Annotated in this window: 2 protein-coding genes; both read left to right on the top strand. The window is 64.1% G+C overall.

The features are described 5' to 3' along the window. The coding region (locus BCF74_RS17195) for an RHS repeat-associated core domain-containing protein (protein WP_218279307.1) at nucleotides 1-921 on the top strand (921 nt) is incomplete at its 5' end. Nucleotides 922-1,100: 179 nt separating this feature from the next. Then, the coding region (locus BCF74_RS17605) for a hypothetical protein (RefSeq protein ID WP_218279306.1) at nucleotides 1,101-1,415 on the top strand (315 nt) is incomplete at its 3' end.

The following is a 1,415-nucleotide window of genomic DNA, read 5'->3' as shown; positions in this document are numbered from 1 at the left end:
GAGACCACCACCCCGGACGGGTCCACGTCGACGACCCGGTTCACCGAGTCCCTCGGCGGTGACCTGTCCGCCACCATCAACGACGACGGCGGACTGAGCCTCTCCCTGGCCAACCCCCACGGCGACATCGTCACCACCGTGGACGTGCCCGCCGCACAAACCGCCGACACGGCCGCCACCAGCATCACCGGCTGGGCCAGCTACGACGAGTACGGCAACCAGAACAACCCGGCCGCCACCGACGCCGTCGACGGACCGCTCGGGTACGGCTGGCTCGGAGCCAAACAACGCTCCACCACGTCCGCCACCGCCGGACTCACGCTGATGGGGGTCAGGTACTACAACGCCGTCAGAGGATTCTTCACCAGCCTCGACCCCGTCCCCGGCGGCAACGAAAACGCCTACACCTACCCCAACGACCCCATCAATATGTTTGATCTGGATGGACGCTGGAGCTGGCGCAAGGCAGCAAAGGTCGCAGGCTGGGCCAGTCTGGCAGTTTGCATCGCCGCATCAGCAGGAGCCTGTGCGGTAGCGGGTGCGGTTGCATTTGGAGCCAGTTTCATGAGCAACCGGTCCGACTACCGATCTCGTAGGATCAGCCGCGGCACCTTCTGGAGGAGGACGGCGGTAGACGCGGCGCTTTCGTTCGTTCCGACGGGACGCTCCCTTAGGCTGGTTGGCCGCCATTCCGCAGGTCCAGTTGCGAGGGGTTTCCGAGGAACCGCGGGCGCAATGTGGCGAGGGGTGAGGAATCGGGGCACCTATTCGGGAAAGCATCGTGGAGGATTCTCTGTTAGGGCCGGCCTCCGGCACTCCTTTAACGAGTTCCGCAGGAACTGGAAGGTGCGCCCATGGCGGTCTGCACGTCGCGTGGGCTACGGTATAGGTGCGTTCTATGCTGGCAATCGTTGGGGATGATGTGAGGTATCGAGAGTTCATCGGCATTCGGCTTCTTGCCATTGTTTCCATTGTGCCCGCGTTTCTCTTCTTGGGCCTAGCACTTGAGGGATCTGCTTGGTGGCTGCTGGCTGCCCTGGCGTACCCTGTGTTCGCAATTGCTGTGCTTGGATATCTCAACAGAGACCAACCGTAAAGCGTTGCGTCCGGGTTACGCCTTGGGCATAGCGCTCCTCCGGTGGCGCTGCTCAGCCACGTCCGCGGCGGACCGGCCGAGCACGGGCGCGGACGACATCGGCGTCGATGTGTACGACAAGTTCGAAGAACGGCAAACCACGATGCCCGCCGCTGACGCCCCTGACCCTTCACGCGCAGACGTGATGTTGGGGTACTTCGATGACGACCAGCCCCGCAGCGTCACCCAAGGCGACACCTCGACGGTGTTCACCCTCGACGCCAACGCGCCGCTCCACCCAGACCACGACCGACCCCTCCGGCACCACGAGGACCACGCG

The sequence above is a fragment of the Knoellia remsis genome (assembly GCF_003002895.1).
Classification (GTDB): Bacteria; Actinomycetota; Actinomycetes; order Actinomycetales; family Dermatophilaceae; genus Knoellia; species Knoellia remsis.
This window is presented reverse-complemented; position numbering and strand designations above follow the sequence as displayed.